The organism is Neobacillus citreus, assembly GCF_018343545.2.
GTDB lineage: Bacteria > Bacillota > Bacilli > Bacillales > Cytobacillaceae > Neobacillus > Neobacillus citreus.
This window is the reverse complement of record NZ_JAGYPE020000044.1, coordinates 1-3927: the sequence shown is the minus strand read 5'-3', so window position 1 is coordinate 3927 and position 3927 is coordinate 1. Positions and strand designations below refer to the sequence as shown.

Annotated in this window: 5 protein-coding genes; all 5 read left to right on the top strand. The window is 41.3% G+C overall.

Going from position 1 to position 3927, the window contains the following annotated elements; genetic code table 11:
• A partial coding sequence (folB, locus tag KHB02_RS20240; protein ID WP_241113989.1) for a dihydroneopterin aldolase occupies nucleotides 1-274 on the top strand: 274 nt, incomplete at its 5' end.
• Nucleotides 275-276: 2 nt separating this feature from the next.
• Nucleotides 277-804 (top strand): 2-amino-4-hydroxy-6-hydroxymethyldihydropteridine diphosphokinase, encoded by a 528-nt coding sequence (folK, locus tag KHB02_RS20235; protein WP_213148305.1) that lies wholly within the window; start codon nucleotides 277-279, stop codon nucleotides 802-804.
• Nucleotides 756-962, top strand: coding sequence for a helix-turn-helix domain-containing protein (locus KHB02_RS20230; protein ID WP_213121119.1), 207 nt, complete (start codon nucleotides 756-758; stop codon nucleotides 960-962). The genes folK and KHB02_RS20230 overlap by 49 nt, the downstream gene beginning before the upstream one ends.
• A gap of 35 nt (nucleotides 963-997) precedes the next feature.
• Complete coding sequence (dusB, locus tag KHB02_RS20225; RefSeq protein WP_213148304.1) at nucleotides 998-1999, top strand: tRNA dihydrouridine synthase DusB; 1002 nt, start codon at nucleotides 998-1000, stop codon at nucleotides 1997-1999.
• 179 nt (nucleotides 2000-2178) lie between these two features.
• Nucleotides 2179-3675, top strand: coding sequence for a lysine--tRNA ligase (lysS, locus tag KHB02_RS20220; RefSeq protein WP_213148303.1), 1497 nt, complete (start codon nucleotides 2179-2181; stop codon nucleotides 3673-3675).
• Nucleotides 3676-3927: the final 252 nt, after the last annotated feature.

The window sequence follows — 3927 nt, the reverse complement described above, 5'->3', positions numbered from 1 at the left end:
TGTCGATTTGTCGGTCTCATTGGATTTAAAAGCAGCAGGTGAAACTGACGCGCTTGAACATTCTGTTCATTACGGTGAGCTTTATCAATTATGTAAGGAAGTAGTCGAGGGTGAACCTAAAAAGTTGGTCGAGGCAGTCGCTGAGAAAATTGCCGGAAGTGTCTTATTAGGATTTCCTTTAGTTGAAGAGGTTACGGTGAAGGTGATTAAGCCTGATCCTCCTATTCCCGGCCATTACGAATCCGTTGCTGTCGAGATTACAAGGAGAAGATAAAAGTGGAAAATACAGCATTTATTTCCCTTGGCTCAAATATCGGAAACCGTTATGATAATATGGCAAAGGCTATCCAAATCTTAACCAATCATCCGGGAATTCAGTTGGTAAATAAGTCCTCTATATACGAGACAGATCCTATCGGTTATGAGGATCAGGATTTATTTTTAAATATGGTAATCGAGGTTAAAACAGTCTTAAACGCCAATGAACTATTGGATACATGTTTAAAAACCGAGCAGGAACTTGGCAGGAAAAGGGAGATCAGATGGGGGCCGCGGACGATTGACCTTGACATTTTGACATTCAATCACGAAAATATTGAAACAGAGAAGCTTATCGTTCCGCACCCGCGGATGCTGGAACGGGCGTTTGTGATGATTCCGCTTTTTGAAATAAATCCAGATATTCATATTTCGGGGATGAAGAAGCCTCTTAGAGCATATATGGTTGAATTACAAGATAAAGAAGGAGTCCGAATATGGAAGCAGAAAAGTGGGGAAGGCGGATTCGAGCCTATCGGAAGCTAAAAGGTTTTACACAAGAGAGCTTTTCAAAGGAACTGGGGGTATCAGTTTCCATTTTGGGAGAAATTGAGCGGGGCAACCGTCTGCCAGCAGAGGAGCTGCTGGAGAAAATTGCGTTGTCTTTAAAAATAACCAAGGAAGATTTAGCACCAAAGGAATAGATGGATAGAAAAATTTTAGTTAAGGAGGACGTTTAATGCTGAAAATTGGCAATATTGAAATGAAGAACCCTGTCGTCTTGGCGCCTATGGCTGGAGTCTGTAATTCGGCATTCCGTCTGACGGTAAAAGAGTTTGGCGCCGGATTGGTCTGCGCCGAAATGGTCAGCGATAAAGGTATAGTTTTTAAAAATGAAAAAACAATGAACATGCTTTATATTGATGAGCGGGAAAAACCATTGAGCCTGCAAATTTTTGGCGGCGAAAAAGAAACGCTTGTCGAGGCAGCAAGATTCGTCGATAAAAATACGAACGCTGATATTATCGATATTAATATGGGCTGTCCGGTTCCAAAAATCACAAAATGTGATGCAGGTGCGAAATGGCTGCTTGATCCTAATAAAATCTATGAAATGGTTTCGGCAGTGGTAGATGCGGTTGAAAAGCCTGTTACGGTTAAAATGCGGATGGGCTGGGATGAAGACCACATCTTTGCGGTTAAAAACGCACAAATGGTTGAAAAGGCAGGCGGGAAAGCTGTTGCGCTGCACGGTAGAACGCGCGTCCAAATGTACGAAGGAAAAGCGAATTGGGATATTATCCGTGAAGTAAAGCAGTCAGTAAATATTCCTGTCATCGGCAACGGTGATGTGGAAACACCACAGGATGCCAAAAGAATGCTGGATGAAACCGGTGTTGACGGCGTCATGATTGGCCGGGCTGCACTTGGAAACCCGTGGATGATTTATCGTACGGTTCAATATTTAGAAACGGGGAAATTAATGGGAGAACCATCTGTCCGTGAAAAAATTGATGTCTGTATCCTTCACCTCGATCGTTTGATTGCGTTGAAAAACGAGGATATCGCAGTCCGTGAAATGCGCAAGCATGCTGCTTGGTATTTAAAAGGTATCCGCGGCAATGCCAAGGCGCGTAACGCCGTCAATGAATGTCTTACACGTGAACAGCTCGTTTCCTTGTTAAACGAATTAGTAGTAGACGCAGAGGCAAAAGAACAAAGCCAGGCAATAGTAGGCTGAATTTGACATAAATTGTGCCATTTTCTATAATTATTTTGTTTGATGTTAAGGCTGCCAGTGGGTTACTGGCAGTTTTTATTGTATTCTATCTTTTTTAGATGTCTGAATTCTTCAGTTTGTGTAAAATAATAGAAGTATGCAGATGCGCGGTTTAACATGCGTTTTACATAAAATGATTAATGGAGTTGATAGTTGTGAGTGAAGAATTAAATGACCAATTAAAGGTCAGACGTGAAAAAATGCATTCGATGCGGGAAAAAGGTCTAGATCCCTTTGGTAAACGTTTTGATCGTACACATAGCAGTCAAGAGTTAATCAGTCAATATGGCGAAGTTGATAAAGAAGAATTGGAAACCCTAAATGTGACTGTTGCTATTGCTGGGAGAATTATGACGAAACGTGGCAAAGGGAAAGCTGGATTTGCCCATATCCAGGATTTAACTGGCCAAATTCAATTATACGTAAGACAGGACGCAGTTGGCGAAGAGTCATATGAGATTTTTGATTCAGCTGACTTAGGCGATATTGTAGCAGTACACGGAACCTTATTTAAAACGAAAGTTGGCGAGTTATCTGTTAAAGTTGATAACTTTGTGTTCTTAACGAAAGCACTCCGCCCGCTGCCGGATAAATTCCATGGCTTAAAGGACGTCGAACAGCGCTACCGTCAGCGTTACTTAGATTTAATCATGAGCCAGGAAAGCAAAGCAACCTTTATTACCCGCAGTAAAATCATTCAATCAATGCGTCGTTATTTAGATGAGCATGGTTATCTAGAGGTTGAAACACCGATGATGCATGCCATTGCTGGCGGAGCATCTGCGAGACCATTTATCACACATCATAATGCTCTTGATATGCCGCTGTTCATGCGAATTGCGATTGAGCTTCATTTGAAGCGTTTGATTGTCGGCGGTCTTGAAAAGGTTTATGAAATCGGCCGGGTATTCCGTAACGAAGGTGTTTCTACACGTCATAATCCTGAGTTTACGATGATTGAATTATATGAGGCATATGCTGACTATCGCGATATTATGAGTTTGACAGAAAACCTCATTGCTCATATTGCGCAAGAAGTATTAGGTACAACAACTGTACAGTACGGAGAATATGAAGTAGACCTCAAGCCGGAGTGGAAAAGACTCCACATGGTTGACGCCATCAAAGAATACACTGGTGCTGATTTCTGGAAAGAGACGAGCGTCGAGGAAGCCCGTCAGCTTGCGAAGGAACATGGTGTAGAAATTACTGAGCATATGCTGTATGGTCATATCGTTAATGAATTCTTTGAGCAAAAAGTTGAAGAAAAGTTGATACAACCTACATTCATTTATGGACATCCGGTTGAAATTTCTCCGCTTGCGAAGAAAAATGATGAGGACCCGCGCTTTACAGACCGTTTTGAGCTGTTTATCGTTGCCCGTGAGCATGCTAACGCATTTACAGAGTTGAACGACCCGATTGATCAGCGTGAGCGTTTTGAAGCACAGTTAAAAGAACGCGAGCAGGGTAATGATGAAGCGCACGAGATGGATGAAGATTTCGTAGAGGCATTGGAATATGGAATGCCTCCAACAGGCGGTCTAGGAATCGGTATTGACCGTTTAGTAATGTTATTGACAAACTCACCATCGATTCGTGATGTTCTGTTATTCCCACTAATGCGTCATAAGTAACATTATGGAAAAGTGCTGTTAAGACAGCACTTTTCCTTTTATTTTTCAATAAAAAGAGTGAATATTTAAACTTGTATTTAGGTTTGAAAAAACTGATAAAAACTATTGCACGAAATTATTAATGGTGGTATATTAATATCTGTTGTTGCGAGACATTAAGTCTTCGACAAAAGATTTCGAAAAAGTTGTTGACATTAAGTCGATAACTTGGTATGATAAGAAAGTCGCTTTTAGGCGGAGAGTTAAATAGTT

Coding starts and splice junctions, on each gene's coding strand:
- KHB02_RS20230 (WP_213121119.1), top strand. CDS start 756: ATGGAAGCAGAAAAGTGGGGAAGGCGGATTCGAGCCTATCGGAAGCTA.
- lysS (WP_213148303.1), top strand. CDS start 2,179: ATGGAGTTGATAGTTGTGAGTGAAGAATTAAATGACCAATTAAAGGTC.
- dusB (WP_213148304.1), top strand. CDS start 998: ATGCTGAAAATTGGCAATATTGAAATGAAGAACCCTGTCGTCTTGGCG.